Source organism: Rhodococcus sp. ACPA1 (assembly GCF_002300195.1).
Taxonomy (GTDB): Bacteria; Actinomycetota; Actinomycetes; order Mycobacteriales; family Mycobacteriaceae; genus Rhodococcus_F; species Rhodococcus_F opacus.
On record NZ_NSDX01000002.1, the window covers coordinates 99778 to 117211 of the forward strand.

At 68.5% G+C, this 17434-nt stretch carries 16 protein-coding genes; 8 read left to right on the forward strand and 8 right to left on the reverse strand.

The genetic code is table 11. The features are described 5' to 3' along the window. Positions 1-2 precede the first annotated feature (2 nt). Positions 3-695, reverse strand: a complete 693-nt coding sequence (locus CJ177_RS07060) for a metal-dependent transcriptional regulator (RefSeq protein ID WP_005240804.1) — start codon at positions 693-695, stop codon at positions 3-5. Between the two features lie 133 nt (positions 696-828). Between CJ177_RS07060 and CJ177_RS07065 the strand changes: the two genes are divergently transcribed. Continuing rightward, entirely contained in the window at positions 829-2100 is a 1272-nt protein-coding gene (locus CJ177_RS07065; protein ID WP_025432402.1) for an acetoin utilization protein AcuC, read from the forward strand. Then, on the forward strand, positions 2093-4855 hold the full coding sequence (locus CJ177_RS07070) for a bifunctional GNAT family N-acetyltransferase/acetate--CoA ligase family protein (RefSeq protein WP_005240808.1): 2763 nt from the start codon (positions 2093-2095) through the stop codon (positions 4853-4855). Before CJ177_RS07065 ends, CJ177_RS07070 begins: the two co-directional genes overlap by 8 nt. Positions 4856-4941: 86 nt before the next feature. On the opposite strand, the gene CJ177_RS07075 is transcribed toward CJ177_RS07070, so the two are convergent. The 3 genes from CJ177_RS07075 to CJ177_RS07085 all read right to left on the reverse strand — a co-directional run bounded on the left by CJ177_RS07075 (position 4942) and on the right by CJ177_RS07085 (position 7948). Further along, entirely contained in the window at positions 4942-5913 is a 972-nt protein-coding gene (locus CJ177_RS07075) for a sigma-70 family RNA polymerase sigma factor (RefSeq protein WP_005240812.1), read from the reverse strand. A 166-nt stretch (positions 5914-6079) separates the two neighbouring features. After that, on the reverse strand, positions 6080-7558 hold the full coding sequence (locus tag CJ177_RS07080) for a methyltransferase (protein WP_095867493.1): 1479 nt from the start codon (positions 7556-7558) through the stop codon (positions 6080-6082). Between the two features lie 30 nt (positions 7559-7588). Next, positions 7589-7948, reverse strand: a complete 360-nt coding sequence (locus tag CJ177_RS07085) for a DUF3099 domain-containing protein (RefSeq protein ID WP_005261100.1) — start codon at positions 7946-7948, stop codon at positions 7589-7591. A gap of 77 nt (positions 7949-8025) precedes the next feature. Between CJ177_RS07085 and CJ177_RS07090 the strand changes: the two genes are divergently transcribed. Then, entirely contained in the window at positions 8026-8262 is a 237-nt protein-coding gene (locus tag CJ177_RS07090; protein ID WP_005240826.1) for a DUF3039 domain-containing protein, read from the forward strand. Here CJ177_RS07090 and CJ177_RS07095 read toward each other — a convergent pair. Then, positions 8235-9407 carry a YihY/virulence factor BrkB family protein gene (locus tag CJ177_RS07095; RefSeq protein WP_061043001.1) on the reverse strand — a complete coding sequence of 391 codons (1173 nt, stop codon included), beginning with the start codon at positions 9405-9407 and terminating at the stop codon, positions 8235-8237. The two genes, CJ177_RS07090 and CJ177_RS07095, sit on opposite strands and share 28 nt — an antisense overlap. Before the next feature lie 255 nt (positions 9408-9662). Here CJ177_RS07095 and CJ177_RS07100 point away from each other — a divergent pair, with 255 nt between their 5' ends. After that, positions 9663-11423, forward strand: a complete 1761-nt coding sequence (locus CJ177_RS07100) for a DEAD/DEAH box helicase (protein ID WP_054246693.1) — start codon at positions 9663-9665, stop codon at positions 11421-11423. 100 nt (positions 11424-11523) lie between these two features. Here the strand turns inward: CJ177_RS07100 and CJ177_RS07105 are convergent, their stop codons facing one another. Continuing rightward, on the reverse strand, positions 11524-11718 hold the full coding sequence (locus tag CJ177_RS07105; protein ID WP_005240831.1) for a hypothetical protein: 195 nt from the start codon (positions 11716-11718) through the stop codon (positions 11524-11526). Between the two features lie 260 nt (positions 11719-11978). On the opposite strand from CJ177_RS07105, the gene CJ177_RS07110 reads away from it, so the two are divergent. Genes CJ177_RS07110 through CJ177_RS07120 form a run of 3 tightly spaced genes read left to right on the forward strand, consistent with a single transcriptional unit; the run spans position 11979 to position 14042 of the window. Further along, on the forward strand, positions 11979-12332 hold the full coding sequence (locus CJ177_RS07110) for a DUF952 domain-containing protein (RefSeq protein WP_005240832.1): 354 nt from the start codon (positions 11979-11981) through the stop codon (positions 12330-12332). Positions 12333-12379: 47 nt separating this feature from the next. Then, positions 12380-12862 (forward strand): cation:proton antiporter regulatory subunit, encoded by a 483-nt coding sequence (locus CJ177_RS07115; RefSeq protein WP_005240833.1) that lies wholly within the window; start codon positions 12380-12382, stop codon positions 12860-12862. Positions 12863-12869: 7 nt separating this feature from the next. Further along, positions 12870-14042, forward strand: coding sequence for a cation:proton antiporter (locus CJ177_RS07120; protein WP_005240834.1), 1173 nt, complete (start codon positions 12870-12872; stop codon positions 14040-14042). A gap of 81 nt (positions 14043-14123) precedes the next feature. On the opposite strand, the gene CJ177_RS07125 is transcribed toward CJ177_RS07120, so the two are convergent. Continuing rightward, on the reverse strand, positions 14124-15497 hold the full coding sequence (locus CJ177_RS07125) for an RNA polymerase sigma factor (protein WP_005569767.1): 1374 nt from the start codon (positions 15495-15497) through the stop codon (positions 14124-14126). A 121-nt stretch (positions 15498-15618) separates the two neighbouring features. Further along, the gene (ppgK, locus tag CJ177_RS07130; RefSeq protein WP_005240845.1) at positions 15619-16371 is read right to left on the reverse strand and encodes a polyphosphate--glucose phosphotransferase; all 753 of its coding nucleotides are present in this window, start codon (positions 16369-16371) and stop codon (positions 15619-15621) included. A gap of 156 nt (positions 16372-16527) precedes the next feature. Between ppgK and CJ177_RS07135 the strand changes: the two genes are divergently transcribed. After that, the gene (locus tag CJ177_RS07135) at positions 16528-17430 is read left to right on the forward strand and encodes an inositol monophosphatase family protein (protein WP_037179155.1); all 903 of its coding nucleotides are present in this window, start codon (positions 16528-16530) and stop codon (positions 17428-17430) included. The last annotated feature ends 4 nt before the right edge of the window (positions 17431-17434 follow it).

Below are 17434 nucleotides of genomic sequence, written 5' to 3' on the forward strand. Positions count from 1 at the left end.
GACTATCCCTGTACCTGTTTCACCTGGACGGCGTGTGCCATCTCCTCGGACAGATCGAACCCGCTGTGGCCGGGCACCGTGATGGTGACCGAACCGGGCTTGGTCTCGACGGTGACGCGCGCGTCCGGAACGACACCCGCCTCGCGCAGCTGCCCGATGACGTCCGGATCCGACTGCACGTGCTCCGCGAGACGCCGGACGACGACAGCGGTCGGTTTGCCGGGCGGCACGTCCGTGAGCCGGATGAGCGTCTCGGGGGCGTCGACCGGGCGGTCCAGCCCGAGCAGCGCGAGCCCCGGAATCGGGTTGCCGTACGGCGATGTAGTGGGGTTGTTGAGCACCTCCACGAGACGCCGCTCGACTTCTTCGCTCATGACGTGCTCCCACCGGCACGCCTCCGCATGGACCTCTTCCCACTTGAGGCCGATGACGTCGACCAGCAGTCGTTCGGCGAGGCGGTGCTTGCGCATCACCGACACGGCGAGTTCGCGGCCCTTCTCCGTCAGTTCCAGGTGGCGGTCACCGGCGACCAGGAGGAGACCGTCACGCTCCATCCGGGCAACGGTCTGGCTGACCGTGGGACCGCTCTGCTCGAGTCGTTCGGCAATACGTGCTCGAAGTGGGACGACGCCCTCTTCTTCCAAGTCATAGATCGTCCGGAGGTACATCTCCGTGGTGTCGACCAGATCCTTCACACTCACACCCCTTCGTCTCGGTTGATTCTACCGGTGATTGCCCGCCACCGGCGCCGTCCGTCCCCGCAGCGCGTCGGTGCCGGTCGTGCCGGGTCTGCTCGCACCCTCCGCGGGGGACCAGTAGCGTGAGTTCATGACCGCGTCGTTCAGTTCCGGGGAGGATTCGGCTGCACTGGTATCGCACCGTGCAGTCGTGTGGAGTCCGGACTATCTCAGTTATCGGTGGAGTGCGGACCACCCGATGAATCCCACCCGGCTCGAGCTGACCATGTCGCTCGCCCGCAGCCTCGGGATTCTGGAGGGGGTCGAACTGTTGCGGCCCGACGCCGCCTCGGACGCAGACCTGTTGCGGATCCACACTCCCGCGTACGTCGAAGCAGTCAAACAGGCCGGGCACTCGGCTACGTCGGGTGTGCTCGGAGCGGACGCCCCGCACGGGCTCGGCACCGAGGACAATCCGGTCTTCCCCCAGATGCACGAGGCGAGCGCGATCCTCGCGGGCGGTTCCCTCGCCGCGGCGCAGGAGATCGCAGCGGGACGCACACGCCGCGCCGTGAGCATCGGCGGTGGCATGCACCATGCGATGCCCGACTGGGCCTCCGGCTTCTGTGTGTACAACGATGTCGCCATTGCGATCTCCTGGCTGCTGGACCACGGTTTCGACCGGATCGCCTACATCGACGTCGACGCGCACCACGGGGACGGGGTGCAGCACGCGTTCGCGCACGACCCCCGCGTCCTGACGATCTCGCTCCACCAGCATCCGGCGACGCTCTGGCCCAACACGGGGTGGTCCAGCGAGGTCGGTGAGGGGTCGGGGGAGGGCACCGCCGTCAACCTCCCCGTGCTGCCCGGCACCGTCGATGCGTTGTGGCTGCGCGGTTTCCACGCCGTCGTCCCGGGCGCACTCGCGTCGTTCCGGCCCCAGATCGTGATCAGCCAGTGCGGTGTCGACAGCCACCGCGAGGATCCGCTGGCTGACCTCGCTCTGACGGTCGACGGCCAGCGGGCCGCGTTCCTCGCCATGCGTGATCTCGCCGACCGCTACGCCGAAGGACGCTGGCTCGCCGTCGGCGGCGGCGGATACGGCCTCGTCCGTGTCGTCCCGCGTGCGTGGACCCACCTCATCGCCGCAGCGCTCGACCGCGAGATCGACACGGGCCGTGCCGTACCCGAGGCCTGGCAGGAACGGGCGCACGCGCTCGCACCCAGCGTGGACCTGCCGGACACGATGGGCGACGGCGGCGAGGTCGACTACCGGCCCTGGGACGGTCCCGGTGGCACACCGGAAACCGGGATCCCGTCGGTCGACCGCGCCCTGACTCGGATCGACTCGGCCGTCATCGCCACTCGCCGCGCCTGCTTCCCACTACTCGGACTCGACCCGGAGGATCCCCGTGACTGAGCCGACGGACGGCAGTGAGACCACCGACGGCATCCAGGCGTCGGACGGCACCGAGACGTCGGGTAGCGCCGGGGCGGCGGTCACGACCGAGGCGAGAGGGAAACCCGACGCCGCGCACAACTACCCGCGGCACTGGGTCGCCGACGTGCTGGCGGCGGACGGCGGAGCGGTGGCGCTGCGGCCGATCGTGCCCGAGGACGCGGACAAACTCGTCGCGTTCCATTCGAAGCTCTCCGAACGCACCCGCTATCTGCGGTATTTCGGCCCTTACCCGACCATGTCGCAACGGGACATCGTTCACTTCACCACGGTCGATCACCACGACCGGGTGGCGTTCGTGGTGCTGCTCGGGGACGAGATCATCGCCGTCGGCCGGTACGAGCGACTCATCGGCGAGGGGGACGGCAAGTCCGCGGAGGTGGCGTTCGTCGTCGCCGACGCACATCAGGGCCGCGGTCTCGGGCCCATCCTGCTCGAGCACCTCGCCGCGGCGGCCGCGGAGAACGGCCTGACGATGTTCGTCGCCGAGGTCCTCGCGGAGAACCGGAACATGGTGACGGTCTTCCGCGAGGCGGGATATCAGGTCAGCCGCAGCTTCGAGGGTGGGGTGCTCAAGCTCGAGTTCGCGATCGACCCCACCGAAGCGATGGTGTCCGTGCGCAATTCCCGCGAGCGGGCCGCCGAGGCGCGCAGCATGCGTAACGTGCTCAGTCCGCGGTCGGTCGCGGTGATCGGTGCGTCCACCGACCGGGCGAAGGTCGGCAACGCCGTGCTGACCAACCTGCTGCGGGCGGGATTCACCGGCCCGGTGTACCCGGTCAACGCCGAGCACCGTTCGGTCCACGGTGTACGGGCGTACCCGTCGGTCCGCGACATCCCCGACGAGGTGGATCTCGCCGTCGTCGCGGTACCCGCCGAATCGATCAACGCCGTCCTCGACGACTGCCTGGACAAGGGCGTCAAGGCCCTCGTCGTCGTGTCTTCGGGGTTCAGTGAAACAGGGATGGACGGACGGCAGTCCGAACGTCGCCTCGTCCACGCCGCCCGCGCGCACGGGATGCGGCTGATCGGTCCCAACGCGCTCGGCGTGGCCAACAACGACAGCGAGGTCTCGTTGAACGCCACCCTCGCGCCGGTGCTGCCGAGCCCCGGCAACGTCGGATTCTTCTGCCAGTCCGGCGCACTCGGCATCGCCATCCTCGACGAGGCCGCACGGAGTCGAATCGGATTGTCCGCCTTCGTCTCCGCGGGTAACCGCGCCGACGTCTCCGGCAACGACCTACTGCAGTACTGGGATTCGGATCCGGCCACCGAGGTGGTGCTGCTGTACCTGGAGAGCTTCGGCAATCCCCGCAAGTTCTCGCGCATCGCGCGCCGGGTGGCGCGGAACAAGCCGATCGTCGCGGTCAAGAGCGGCAGGCACGCCGTCCCGCCCGCATTGGCGGCCAGCGGTGGCGAGATGGACGATTCGATCGTCCGCGCCCTCTTCGAGCAGGCCGGTGTGGTGCAGGTCGGGTCGATCTCCCAGCTGTTCGACTGTGCGCTGCTGTTCGGATATCAGCCGCTGCCCGCGGGACCCCGGCTCGCTGTGGTCGGAAACTCCACCGCGCTCGGTGTGCTCGCCGCGGATGCGGCACGCAGTGAGGGTCTGCAGGTCGGCGACCCCGTCGATCTCGGTCCGCAGGCCGGTCCCGAGGAGTTTGCGGCGGCCGTGCGGACGGCGCTCACGTCCTTCGACGTCGACTCGGTGATCGCCGTGTTCGTTCCGCCGGTCGCCGTTCCCGTCGAACCCTATGCCCAGGCGCTGCGGGAGGCGGTGCGGGACGCCGACAAACCCGTGCTCACGACGTTCCTCGCGGCGGAGGGTGTGCCCGACGTCCTGGCGGTCCGGGGTGAGGACGGGCACCCGACGCGCGGTTCGGTTCCCTCCTATCCCGGTCCGGAACGCGCGGCGCTGGCACTGGCCCGTGCCTGGCGATACTCGGCGTGGAAGAGTAAACCGTCCTCGAAAGTGGTGCGCCCCAACGGGATCGATCCGGAGCGGGCGAAAGCGATGGTCGACGGCTGGCTCGGGACGTCGTCCGGGCGCTGGCTGTCGGACTTCGAGGCATCGCAACTCCTCGCGTGCTACGGCGTGAACGTCGTGGAATTCCGTTCCGCCACCACCGAAGACGAGGCCGTGCAGGCCGCCGAGGAATTGGGGTACCCGGTCGCGGTGAAGGCGACGGGGGAGCAGTGGCGGCACCGGCCGGACCTCGGTGGCGTCCGCCTCGATCTGGTCGGGCCCGATTCGGTCCGCTGGGCCTACCGCGACCTCGCCGCCGCGTCCGGTGAACCGCTACTCCACGTCCAGCGGATGGCCACCAAGGGAATCGGTTGTGTGGTGGGCGTCCAGGACGACCCGTCGTTCGGTTCGCTCATCTCGTTCGGACTCGCCGGCGTGATCTCCGACCTCCTCGGCGACCGCGCCTACCGGGTGCTGCCCCTCACCGAGGACGCCGCAACGGAACTGATCGACGCACCGAAAGCCGCGCCGCTGCTGTCCGGCTACCGCAGCGCGGTCCCGGTGAACAAATCGGCTCTCGTCGACCTCGTGCAGCGGATCTCCGCTCTCGCGGACGACCTCCCGGAGGTGCGGGAACTGGCCTGCGAACCCGTGCTCGCATCGGCCGAGGGCGCGCAGATCACCGATTCCCGGGTGCGGATCGGCCCGGAGCCCAGCGTCGCCGACCTCGGGCCCCGCCGCCTGCGCTGACCGGTCACCCGGCCCCGCAGACAGCGCAACGCCGGTGCCGGTCGCGTACGACCGGCACCGGCGCTGATTCCGGTGGGAGGCTCTCGTCAGCTGGCGTAGGAGCGCAGCCGCTCGGCGCGGTCGCCCTGACGCAGCTTGCCCATCACTTCGCGCTCGATCTGACGGACACGCTCGCGGGAGAGCCCGAAGAGCTTGCCGATCTGGTCGAGAGTGCGCGGCTGACCGTCGTCGAGACCGTAGCGCAGCCGGATGACCTGCTGCTCACGTTCGTCGAGGGTGGCCAGCACGGTGCGCACGTCGCTGTGCAGGAGACCGGCGATCACGGCGTTCTCCGCCGACGTGGCCTCGGAATCCTCGATGAAGTCGCCCAGGGGAGCTTCCTCGTCGTTGCCGACCGGCATGTCGAGGCTCACCGGGTCGCGGCTGTGGTCGAGGAGATCTGCGATCTTGTGCGCCGGGATACCCGACTCCTCGGCCAGCTCGTCGTCCGTGGCCTCACGCCCGAGCTGCTGATGCAGCTCGCGCTTGATACGGGCCAGCTTGTTGACCTGCTCCACGAGGTGCACTGGGAGCCGGATCGTCCGGCTCTGGTCGGCCATGCCGCGGGTGATCGCCTGACGAATCCACCAGGTGGCGTACGTCGAGAACTTGAACCCCTTCGCGTAGTCGAACTTCTCCATCGCGCGGATCAGACCCAGGTTGCCCTCCTGGATGAGGTCCAGCAGGGGCATGCCGCGTCCGGTGTACCGCTTCGCGAGCGAGACGACGAGCCGCAGGTTGGCCTCGAGGAGGTGTGCGCGGGCTGACTGTCCTTCACGGACGACCGTCGCGAGGTCGCGCTTCTTGGCGGGGGAGAGTCGCTTCCCGGTCTCCAGGATGTGCGCGGCGTACAGCCCAGCCTCGATTCGCTTGGACAGTTCTACCTCGTCTGCGGCCGTCAGCAGAGCCGTGCGGCCGATTCCGTTCAGGTAGACCCGGACCAGGTCGGCAGCGGGGCTCTGGGCGTCCAGATCGGCAGCGCTGGGGCGAATACGAGTAGTGGTGCTGGGGCTTGTCATGACTTGCCTCCTCATCGGTGGTGTCTCATATGGATCAACGCACCGAAGGCCTGGGAAAGTTCCCGGCCGGTAATTTGTGAAGGCGCTGTGACCTGCGGGTTCCTCGATTCGGTCCTGAGAAGTTGCTGAGAACACGTATAAGGGGGACGGATCGGGAACCCGGCGGCTACGTGGGAAGCACGAGTCCGTGCCGGACGAGGGCGTGCACGAGCGGCACGGCCGACTGCGCGAATTCCTCGGCGTCGACGCCGTGGGCGGCGGCGAGAAGCTCGATCAGTTCGCCCAGCACGAGGCCGTCGCCGCGCATGCCGGCGACGAGCGAGGCGACGAGATCGTCGACCTCGTGCTGCCACGCCGGGCCGTTCCCCCGGTGCAGCCGGGCGACCACCTGGGTCCATCCCTCGTCGCCGGGCAGGAACACCCGCTCCAGGGCGGTGCTCTCCTCCACGCGGAAACGGGCGGTGAGCACGTCGTGGTCGCGCAGCCACGCCACCCGCTCGAAGTACGCGAGCGCCTCCGCGCCCAAGGGGTCGCTGAAGCCGTGGGTGAGGTCCTCCGCCATCAGATCGGTGGGTGCGTCGGTCCGGCGCAGGTAGACGAACCCGAAGCCGACCCCCTCGACGTTCGCGCTCGCGAGGTGATCCAGCCAGTCCTCGGCGATGGTCGCGGTGGCCGGGTCCCGGGTGTCGAGGCCGCCGTCGCGCATCCAGGTGCCGACGTACAGGGCCGGGTCCGCGACGTCCCGCTGCACCACCCACGCGTCGATCCCGTGGGCGGGAAGCCAGGAGGCCACCCGGGCGCGCCAGTCCTCGTCCTCGACGTGGATCCAGGACGCCAGCAGCGCCGCCGTGCCACCGGGCGCGAGATAGTCGGCCACTCGGGAGATCATCAGCTCGCTCGCGCCGTCGAGGTCGAGTCCGGAGTCGCGGTAGGTGTGACCCACCCGGGCGCGGCTCACGACGAACGGCGGATTGGCCACGACCTGATCGAACGTGCGGCCCTCGACCGGCTCGAACCACGACCCGGCGAGCAGTTCCAGCTCCTCCTCGTTGAGCGCCGCTGTGACGGCCGCCAGATCGACGGCACGGACGTTCAGGTCCGTGGCCGTGACCGAGTCGGCGTAGGACGCGCCGTGCAGGGCTTGGATGCCGCAACCGGTCCCGACGTCGAGCAGCGTCCCGACCGGCGCGGTCGGGGTGGCCTGCAGCAGCGACAGCGACGCGTGCCCGACGCCGATGACGTGGTCGACCGGGGTCTCGCGGGGTCGGAGTGAGCCGTCGAGGTCGGAGAGCACCCAGCGGTTGCCTCCGCCGATGTCCATCGGACGGAGATCGAGGGCTGCCCGGACGACGTCGCCCTCGGATTCGAGCAGGCCGGCCGCGACGGCGTCCTCGACCGGCAGCGGGGACAGCGCCGCGGCCACCTCGCCGACGGGACAGTCGTCGGTGAGAAGGAACAGGCGGATCAGGGTGCCGAGTTCGCCGCAGGCCGCGCTGGCTCGGCGCACCGGGACCGGCTCGTTGCGGCTCAGCGCCGCATGGACGTCGGGGCCCAGCGCATCGAGCAGGGTGTCCGTGTCGTACCGGTTGCGGCGGAGGGCCTCACGCAGAGAGGGGCAGATCGACAGCAGCTCGTCACGGTTCACCCGTGCATTGTTGCAGCACGCCCGACTGCGTCAGCCCTCGATCGTGTGGTGCGGCGGCGCGGGCAGCGCGGTGGACGGCGACTCGCGGTGGTCGTACCGACTGGGCTCGTCCTTGGTGCGCGGCGGGCGGTCGTTGGCGATGAGAACCGCGATCCACGGCAGCGGGATCGACACACCGATGATCGCCATCGAGATCCACGGGTTCTCCCAGATGCCGTACGCCACCGCCGCGAAGATCAGCGCGGGGAAACGGAAGGACATGATGAGCAGGTACTTGCGGACACGGGCGCGATGTTGATCCTCGATGGATCGCGCCGCCTCGGTGATGAGAACCGGATTGCTCGGGGAGCCGGCGTCGTGGGACCCACCGAACCCTGCACTTCGTGCCATGACTCCACTGTTCCACTGTCGGGCGGCAAATGCACACAGGGGGTGGGTTCGTCGGCCGGTTGCGGCATTATTGAGGGGTGAGCACTCAAACCAAGGAACGGCCCGACGTCACCACCGACGAGTCGACCGATGACGACACTCCCAAATTCTTCCACTACGTCAAGAAGAACAAGATCGCGGAGAGCGCCGTCATGGGCACTCACGTCGTCGCGTTGTGCGGCGAAGTGTTTCCGGTGACGAAGTCCGCGAAACCGGGATCGCCGGTCTGCCCCGACTGCAAGAAGATCTACGAAGGATTACGCAAGGGCGACTGAGGCTTCACCGGCGCTCGTCGCACACCCGGTGGCTCGGGAGCTTCTCGAACTGGGCCGTCGGGCTCGTCGTCGTTCCCCGGATCCGGCTCGGCCGCATCCGGACGGGCACGGTCGCCGACGACCTTGATCGGGCCGGTGGCGATGCGACGTGTGAGGCTGGTCACCGGACCCGTCGACGGCGAACTCTCGGCCTGTGCGGCGATCCAATCCCGCATCTGGTCGATACGGGTGGCACGGGCGGGCCAGAACTCCTGGACGGTGGCATTGAACTCGGCGCCGAGCACCACCGCGAAACCCAGGAAGAACGTGAACAGCAGGAACGCGATCGGCGTGGCCAGCGCCCCGTACGTGTATCCGGTTCCGGCCACCCAGGAGAGGTAGCGGCGCAGGCAGGTGCTCGCGCCGAGGAAGAACACCCCCGCGACGAGCGCGCCGCCGAGCAGCCGGTGCCAGGGCAGCGACCGGGGCAGTGCCACCTTGTACAGCGTCGTCAGGCCCACGATGAGCAACAGGCCCACGCCGGGGTAGTAGAACGTGTCGACGATCTCCGTCCCGATCGTGCGCCACGCCTCCGGGAGCACCCTGCCGACGAGCGTCGGCCCCAGCGCGACCAGCGGCAGGGTGAACACGGCGAGGATCAGGAACATCACGTAGAGCAGCAACGCGAACACGCGCTGCCACACCGGGTGCCGCGCCTCCTGCTGGCCGTGGGCCTCGACGATCGAGTCCACGAACGTGGAAATGGCGGAGGAGCCGGCCCACAGGGACAGCAGGAAGCTCAGTGACACGATCTCGGGACGTCCGCGTTCGAGTACGTCGCCGACGGTGGGGCGGATGATCTGTTCGACGACGCTGTCGCTGAACACCGTCCCGCTGAAGTTGATGATCTTCGACTGGATGATGTCGACGGTGTCGGGTCCGAACCAGCCGCCGACGTAGCCGAGCATTCCGAGGAGCCCCAGCAGGAGCGGAGGCAGCGACAGTGTCTGCCAGAACGCCGCCGTGGCCGCTTTTCCGAAGATCGAATCGTCCCAGGCCTTGCTCGCTGTGTGACCGATCACGCTCAGTGCGCGACGTAGCGGATGCCACCCGGACCGGGGTGGGTCACCGCCACTCTGCGGCGTTGTCGAGGGTGTTTCGGTCATGATGTTTCCAGCATCCCTGACGACACGCCCGGTTGCCCACCGCTGCTGTCCTCGTGTCGCGACAAATCTGTCACTATCGGATGTCGCGAATGCGGTCCGCATCGGATCCGGACGCTAGGCTCCTTGACGGACAGCGCCTTCGGGTCTGGACCCGGACATGTTGATCGAATACCGAGGAGTGCGAGCAAACAGTGCCATGCCAGCGGAGGGCAGCCCGTGAGTGCTGAGACAGTGGGCTCCCAGTCGGCGCCGAGAATGGAAACCGAGGCAGCGCAGATCGTGGGCACCGAGGCCTACCTCGCACAGACCGAACCTGCCAGACCCGCAGGATCACTGCGCGCCTGGCAGCGTCGTGCGCTGACGAAGTATCTGTCCACCGGACCGCAGGACTTCCTCGCGGTCGCGACACCGGGCGCCGGTAAGACCACGTTCGCGCTGCGGGTCGCGTCGGAGTTGCTGCGCGACCGCACCGTCGATCAGGTGACCGTGGTCGCACCGACCGAGCACCTCAAGCACCAGTGGGCCGAGTCCGCTGCGCGCAACGGCATCGCGCTGGACTCGTACTTCTCGAACTCGACCGGGCAGACGTCCAGCGACTACCAGGGTGTCGTGGTGACGTACGCGCAGGTCGCCTCCCACCCGTTCAAGCACCGGGTCCGCACCGAGAGCCGCCGCACGCTGGTCATCCTCGACGAGATCCACCACGGTGGCGACGCGAAGAGCTGGGGTGACGCCATCCGGGAGGCGTTCGGTGACGCCACCCGCCGCCTCGCCCTGACCGGTACGCCGTTCCGCAGCGACGACAGTGCGATCCCGTTCGTGACGTACGAACCCGATCGCGAGGGTCTGATGCGCTCGAAGGCGGATCACTCCTACGGGTACTCGGACGCCCTCGCGGACGGCGTCGTCCGGCCCGTCGTGTTCCTCGCCTACTCCGGCGAGGCGCGCTGGCGGAACAACGCGGGCGAGGAGTTCTCTGCGCGACTCGGCGAGCCGCTCAGCGCGGAACAGACGGCCCGGGCGTGGCGAACGGCCCTGGACCCGTCGGGCGACTGGATTCCCGCGGTCCTGCACGCCGCAGACACCCGGCTCGGCCAGCTGCGCACGGGCGGCATGCCTGACGCCGGAGGTCTCGTGATCGCCACCGACCAGACCGTGGCCCGTGCGTACGCGCAGACCCTGAAGGCGGTCACCGGGGAAGACCCGGTCGTGGTGCTCTCCGACGACCCCACGGCGTCCAAGCGGATCGCCGAGTTCGGGGCGAGCACCCAGAAGTGGATGGTCGCCGTCCGCATGGTGTCGGAAGGCGTCGACGTTCCCCGCCTGGCCGTCGGTGTGTACGCGACCAGTGCGTCCACCCCACTCTATTTCGCGCAGGCGATCGGGCGATTCGTGCGGTCCCGCCGCAAGGGTGAGACCGCGAGCGTGTTCCTCCCGTCGGTTCCGGTGCTGCTCGACCTGGCCAGCCAGCTCGAGGCTCAGCGCGACCACGTGCTCGGCAAGCCCCATCGGGAGAAGGACGGCTTCGACGACGACCTTCTCGCCGACGCGAACAAGCAGAAGGACGAGCTCGGCGAGGAGGAGAAGGCGTTCACCTCGCTCGGCGCGGACGCCGAGCTCGACCAGGTGATCTACGACGGGTCGTCCTTCGGGACGGCCACGTTCTCGGGCTCCGACGAGGAGGCCGACTACCTGGGTCTGCCCGGGCTGCTCGACGCCGACCAGATGCGCGCGCTGCTCCGTCAGCGTCAGTCGGAGCAGCTGGACAAGCAGGAGCCCGCGCCCGCGCCCGTGCACACGCCCGTGCCCCAGGTCGCGGACCGGGTGGCCGCCGCCGGACAGCTCGCGCAGCTGCGCCGCGAACTGAACAGTCTCGTCGCGATGCACCACCACAGGACGGGCAAGCCGCACGGCACCATCCACGGCGAACTGCGTCGTGTCTGCGGGGGACCGCCCACGGCGATCGCCACCGTCGAGCAGCTCACCGAGCGGATCTCCACCCTGCGACAGTGGTGACCGCCGTCTGACGCGAACACAAAGAGACCGGCGAGTGCATCGCACTCGCCGGTCTCTTTCTGAAGAGGTGAGCCTGGGACGGGTCACCCGGGCTGACGTATCAGATTGCAGCTTCGGCTTCGGACACGATCGTGGCGTTCATCTCGCGAAGGCGGTCTGCGTGCTCGTTGGCGTGGTGACCGCAGAAGAGCAACTCTCCTCCGGTCGGAAGAACCGCGCGAACGCGGGCTCCCGCACCGCACCGGTCGCACCGGTCGGCTGCGGTCAACGGGGGGCTGGTCAGTGTTCCGGGCATGACTCCTCCGTACTGGCTTCGACTGATGCCGAGTGCCTGGGGCCTTGGTCCGCCGCGTCGGGGGTGGCGCGGTGGATCTACTCTGTCAGACGTTTGGGGTTTACGCGTTGTTCCCGTCGGCGTTTCTCAGTGTTGCATCACACACGAAACCCGCCGGAAACGCCCAGTCAGGGACGTGACGAGCGCAGATGTGAACAGACCGCGCGGTCCGAGTTCGCTGACAGCTGATTCGTTTTGGGGCGTGACGCTACTCTCACCGTGTGAAATCCGAAGACCAGCTGGTCCACATCTGCAGCCGCGAGGAGTGGCGCACCGCGGAACGCGAAGGCAGTCGAGTGCCCGCGACGTTCGCCGCGGACGGTTTCGTGCACCTCTCGACGCCGGCCCAGGTGCATCTGCCCGCCAACAGGTTGTTCGCCGGGCGTACGGACCTCGTCCTGCTGAGGCTCGACCTCGCCGCGCTCGGTGCGCCGGTGAAGTGGGAGCCGGGCGTGCCGACCGATCCGGCGTCGATGCTGTTCCCACACCTGTACGGGCCGCTGCCCGCCGCGGCGGTCACCGCGGTCGAGGATTACCGCCCCGATGCCGACGGAACGTTCCCGGCCCGGCACTGACGCGAGCCTTCCGCGGTTGGTCACACCGATCGGTCTACCGTGGAGGCATGAACGTTGAAGTGACGCCACTACCGGGTATCGGGGTGCGTAAGGACTTCGAACTCGCCGCCGGTCGCCGCATCGGTGTCATCACCCACCGCGACGGTCGCACCGATCTGATCGTCTCGAAGGCCGACGATCCCGATGCGTGCGCTGCGTCCGTTCCGCTCACCACCGAGGAGGCGGCAGTCCTCAGCAATCTGCTGGGGGCACCGCAACTGGTGGCACAGTTGGAGGAGGAGCACCGGGACCTGCCCGGAATCCGCACCAAGCAGCTCTACATCAAGGAGGACTCCCGGTTCGACGGCCGCCCGCTCGGCGACACGGCGATGCGCACACGCACCGGGGTCTCGATCGTCGCGGTCATGCGGGCCGGTCAGGTCTACCCGTCACCGAAGCCCGACTTCCTGCTCACCTCCGGCGACCTCCTGGTCGCCGTCGGAACCACAGACGGACTGGACGCGTCAGCCAAGCTCCTGGCCAACGGCTGACGGTCCCGTGAACACCACCACGCTCGCGCTCATCGAACTGGGCGCGGTGTTCTTCGCGCTCGGATTGCTGGGCCGTCTGGCAGCTCAGTTCGGCATGTCGCCGATCCCGTTCTACCTCCTCGGCGGACTCTGCTTCGGCAGCGGCGGCTTCGTCAATCTCGGCGACATCAGCGAGTTCAGCCACCTGGCGGCCGAGATCGGCGTGGTTCTTCTCCTGCTTCTGCTGGGGCTGGAATACACGGCGTCGGAACTCGTCACCGGGTTGCGACGGTCGTGGATGGCCGGGGTCGTGGACGCCGTCCTCAACGCCGCGCCCGGAGCGGTCGTAGCACTGATGCTGGGGTGGGGACCCACCGGCGCGGTCGTGATGGGCGGCGTCACCTACATCTCGTCGTCGGGCATCATCGCGAAGGTACTGAGCGACCTGGGTCGGCTCGGTAACCGCGAAACGCCGGTCGTGCTCTCGATTCTCGTGTTCGAGGACCTCGCGATGGCCGTGTACCTGCCCATTCTGACGGCCCTGCTCGCCGGCGTCAGTTTCGCCGGCGGACTCGAGGCGGTGGGCATCTCCCTCGTCGTCATCTCGGTCGTCCTCGTGATCGCCCTGCGGTACGGCCGCTACGTGTCCGCCCTGCTGGACAGCCCGGACAGCGAGACCCTGCTCCTGAAGCTGCTCGGCGCCGCTCTCCTCGTCGCGGGGATCAGCTCGGCGATGCAGGTCTCGGCCGCCGTCGGAGCGTTCCTCCTGGGAATCGCGATCTCCGGCACGACCGCCCACAACGCGAGCCGCGTCCTCGAACCGCTCCGCGATCTGTTCGCCGCGATGTTCTTCGTGGTGTTCGGACTCAACACCGACCCCCGGGCGATTCCACCGGTCCTCGGCTGGGCCGTTCTGCTCGCCGTCGTCACCGCGCTGACGAAGATGGTCACCGGCGCCTGGGCGGCGAAACAGCAGGGCGTCGGGCGGCTGGGCCGGGCCCGGGCGGGGGTCGCGCTGATCGCGCGTGGCGAGTTCTCGATCGTCATCGCAGGCCTGGCATTGTCGGCCGGAGCGGTGGAGAGCGAACTCGTGGCACTCGCCACCGCGTATGTCCTCCTGATGGCCGTCATCGGCCCGGTGGCGGCACGGGTGGTCGAACCGGTGGCAGGCGCCTGGATCCGGGTTCGCACCAGCGCGTAGCGGGCCGTAGGCGGATGCCGCGGGCGCACACGACGATGCCCCCGGACTCGCTCGGAGTCCGGGGGCATCGAGGTGTGTTCGTCAGTCCAGGTAGTCGCGCAGCACCTGCGACCGGGACGGGTGGCGCAGCTTCGACATGGTCTTGGACTCGATCTGACGGATGCGCTCACGCGTGACCCCGTAGACCTGTCCGATCTCGTCGAGGGTGCGGGGCTGTCCGTCGGTCAGGCCGAAGCGCAGGCGCACGACGCCCGCTTCACGCTCGGAGAGAGTCTCGAGCACCGACTGCAGCTGATCCTGCAGGAGGGTGAACGAGACGGCGTCGACGGCCACGACGGCCTCGGAGTCCTCGATGAAGTCGCCGAGCTGGCTGTCGCCCTCGTCGCCGATCGTCTGGTCGAGGGAGATGGGCTCACGAGCGTACTGCTGGATCTCCAGCACCTTCTCGGGCGTGATGTCCATTTCCTTGGCGAGCTCTTCGGGAGTGGGCTCACGGCCCAGGTCCTGCAGGAGTTCACGCTGGATGCGGCCGAGCTTGTTGATGACCTCCACCATGTGCACCGGGATGCGGATGGTGCGGGCCTGGTCGGCCATCGCGCGGGTGATGGCCTGACGGATCCACCACGTGGCGTAGGTCGAGAACTTGTAGCCCTTGGTGTAGTCGAATTTCTCGACGGCACGGATGAGGCCCAGGTTGCCTTCCTGGATCAGGTCGAGGAATGCCATGCCGCGGCCGGTGTAGCGCTTGGCCAGCGACACGACGAGACGGAGGTTCGCCTCGAGGAGGTGGTTCTTGGCGCGGTTTCCGTCGCGGCAGATCCAGCTCATGTCCCGGCGCTGGGCGGCGGGGAGCTTCTCGCCGGAATCGGACAGCTCCTGCATGATCTGGGTCGCGTAGAGCCCGGCCTCGATCCGCTTGGCGAGCTCGACCTCCTCTTCGGCGTTGAGGAGGGCGACCTTGCCGATCTGCTTGAGGTAGGCGCGGACCGAGTCGGCGGACGCGGTCAGTTCGGCGTCCTTGCGGGCCTGGCGGAGCGCTTCGGACTCCTCCTCGTCCCACACGAAGTCGCCGGAGGCCTTGTCCTTCTCGGACGGCTCCTCGGTCTCCTCGTCCTCGCCGACTGCGACGACCTCGACGACGTCGGACTCGACCTCGGCGAGGTCGCCCTCGGTGATGTCGATGTCCTCCATGTCGGCGGAGTCTTCGTCGACGTCCTCGCCGTCCGCGCCCTTACCGGCCGTGGCCTTCTTTCCGCCCGCCTTCTTGGCTGCCGCCTTCTTGGCGGGAGCCTTCTTCGCTGCTGCCTTCTTGGCGGGAGCCTTCTTGGCCGCCGGCTTCTTCGCGGGAGCTTCCTCGGCTGCCGGAGCAGTGCCGGTGGCTGCCGCTCCGACTGGTGCTTCCGGTCCTGACTCCGAAGTCGAATCAGCAGTCTGACGTGTATCGGTGGCTGCCACGTACGCCCTTTCGTGACGGTGTCGTGCGGCGTCACGCCAGAGTGGTCATCCGGCGGAGAGGTCTACTGGTTTCGCCGGCGCGCAGCCGGGCTCTTCCATTGTAACGACCCATCCGAATTAGTTACGGAGCGATGCCCGTTTCCACCGCGAGCGCAGCACCGACGATGCCCGCCGTATTGAGCAGCGCAGCAGGTACGACGGGTGTCCTGTTGGTCAGATGCGGGATCCACTTCTCGTTCTTCCGGCTGATTCCGCCGCCGGCGATGAACAGATCCGGGCACATGAGGTTCTCGAACCGGGTGAGGACACGGCTCACCTCGCCGGCCCATTCCTTGTACGACAGATCCTTCTTCTCCTTGACCGAGGACGCCGCCCGGTGCTCGGCTTCCTTGCCGTCCACCTCCATGTGCCCGAACTCGGTGTTGGGAAGCAGGACGCCGTCGTGGAGGATCGCCGAGCCGATGCCGGTGCCGAACGTGAGGAGGATGACGACCCCCTTCGCGTCTTTGCCGGCGCCGAGCGCGTCCTCTGCTATTCCTGCCGCGTCCGCGTCGTTGAGGACGGTGACGAGCCGGCCGCCGAGTGCGTCGGAGAACAGCGCGCGGGCGTCCGTCCCGATCCACTTCTTGTCGATGTTGGCGGCGGATCGCGCCACACCGCCGGTGACGACGCTCGGCAGGGTGATACCGACCGGTCCGTCCCATTCTGCCTGGCGGATGATCTCGGCGACGGTCTCCGCGACCGCCTCCGGAGTGGACGGCTGGGGGGTGAGGAGCTTGATGCGGTCCCCGACCAGCTGGCCCGTCTCGAGATCCACGACGCCACCCTTGACGCCACTGCCTCCGACGTCGACACCGAACCCCGTTTTGGTCATGGCGTGTGCTCCTTCGTGTCGACGTCGACGTGTTCTCCGGCGCTCTTCTGCTGCTCGTCACACTAGTGTGTCGACGCGTGTTCGGTGGGCGATGACACCAGCTGTGCGAAACGTCAGCGGTGGTGTGAGGCAGCGAAAGTGTGTTCCGATGGGTGGGTGCATGCACCCCAGAGTTCAGAGTCCGCGCCAGGCAACGTCGGCACCGATCCCAGGCGACTGCTCGAGGTCGCCGTGGCGGTGGCCGAGGAAGCCGCCGCCCACGTCCGGGCGCGACGGCCCGAGGTCTTCGGAATCGTCGGGAAGCGAGCGGGATCCGGCGATTCCGTCGCGTCGAAGAGCACCCCGACCGACCCGGTCACGGTGGTCGACACCGAGAGCGAGCAGGTGATCCGCGACCGGCTCGCGGAGCTTCGCCCCGACGACGCGATCCTCGGCGAAGAAGGTGGGGGAGAGGAGGATTCCGTCGCCGAGGTGCGGTGGATCGTGGATCCGATCGACGGCACCGTGAACTTTCTGTACGGCGTCCCCGCGTACGCGGTGTCCGTGGCCGCCCAGATCGACGGGGTATCCGTCGCCGGGGCCGTGGTCGACGTGGCGGCCCGATCGACCTACGCGGCGGCACGTGGTGGCGGGGCGACCCTCACCGACGGGGACGGGCGGGTGAGCGACCTCCGGTGCAACCCGGTCACCGACGTGTCGATGGCGTTGCTCGCCACCGGATTCGGGTACGGCGCGGCGCGGCGCAAGGCGCAGGGCGCCCTCATCGCGGACATTCTGCCGAGGGTGCGCGACATCCGCCGGATCGGTTCGGCGGCTCTCGATCTGTGCATGGTCGCGGCCGGTCGTGTCGACGCCCATTTCGAACACGGGCTGAGCCCGTGGGACTGGGCCGCGGGGTCGCTGATCGCGACCGAGGCGGGGGCCCGCGTGCGAATCCCCTCCCCGCAGACGTCGAGCGCGGACGGCGAAGTGGTGGTGGCCGCGGCCCCCGGCATCGCCGACGCCCTGGACGCCCTGTTCGCCGAGATCGGGGTGGACACCCCGATCCCGGAACGGTGACCGC

Coding starts and splice junctions, on each gene's coding strand:
- CJ177_RS07065 (WP_025432402.1), top strand. CDS start 829: ATGACCGCGTCGTTCAGTTCCGGGGAGGATTCGGCTGCACTGGTATCG.
- CJ177_RS07075 (WP_005240812.1), bottom strand. CDS start 5,913: ATGACAAGCCCCAGCACCACTACTCGTATTCGCCCCAGCGCTGCCGAT.
- CJ177_RS07085 (WP_005261100.1), bottom strand. CDS start 7,948: ATGGCACGAAGTGCAGGGTTCGGTGGGTCCCACGACGCCGGCTCCCCG.
- CJ177_RS07095 (WP_061043001.1), bottom strand. CDS start 9,407: ATGACCGAAACACCCTCGACAACGCCGCAGAGTGGCGGTGACCCACCC.
- CJ177_RS07100 (WP_054246693.1), top strand. CDS start 9,663: ATGGAAACCGAGGCAGCGCAGATCGTGGGCACCGAGGCCTACCTCGCA.
- CJ177_RS07105 (WP_005240831.1), bottom strand. CDS start 11,718: ATGCCCGGAACACTGACCAGCCCCCCGTTGACCGCAGCCGACCGGTGC.
- CJ177_RS07115 (WP_005240833.1), top strand. CDS start 12,380: ATGAACGTTGAAGTGACGCCACTACCGGGTATCGGGGTGCGTAAGGAC.
- ppgK (WP_005240845.1), bottom strand. CDS start 16,371: ATGACCAAAACGGGGTTCGGTGTCGACGTCGGAGGCAGTGGCGTCAAG.